We start from the raw sequence: 515 nt of genomic DNA, 5'->3' as shown, positions 1-515 counted from the left end.
TACACCGTTTCGGGGACGGTGGGCGGCTTCTACCTCAAACCTACCGATGTCAAGCTCTCTTTCTATCAGGCAAAGGACGGCACGGTAGTACCCAAGCTGCACGGCGTGCAGCAGGACGAAAAGCTGTTGCAACGCCCGTTCCATGAACACGGGTTCACCAAGCAGGAACAGGGCAACTTGCAAGGCACTGGCAACTTGGGCGGCATCGCTGAAATCAAAGACCCGAAAAGCGGCGAGCAAATCCCCGTGTTTGTCAGCCGGGACAGGTACACGCACGAACTGGAATACATGCGGGCTGACAAATGGAAATGCCCCGATACAATCTGTAACGTGCAAGTCAGCCCGGAACAGAAAGCCGCCTTTGAAGCCGGGCAAGCGGTGAAAATGGAAAACCTGCAATTCAGGGACGGCACGCAGCGCAGTGCCTATTTGCAGGTCAGTGCGGTGGAGCGTGGCTTGGAGTTCCTGCCCCGTGCCGCCGTCCAGTTCTTGCAGCAGGGGCAGCAGCCCGCAGA

1 protein-coding gene is annotated in these 515 nt (G+C 57.9%); it reads left to right on the top strand.

Features of this window, described 5'->3' with window-relative positions; all coding sequences use genetic code 11:
• Positions 1–515 (top strand): DUF3945 domain-containing protein (locus H8S64_RS22360; RefSeq protein ID WP_186978753.1); only part of this gene is annotated, 515 nt, incomplete at both ends.

The sequence above is a fragment of the Butyricimonas hominis genome (genome assembly GCF_014287455.1).
Lineage (GTDB): Bacteria > Bacteroidota > Bacteroidia > Bacteroidales > Marinifilaceae > Butyricimonas > Butyricimonas muris.
Note: the sequence above shows the minus strand (reverse complement) of the source record. Positions and strands in the feature narration are given on the sequence as shown.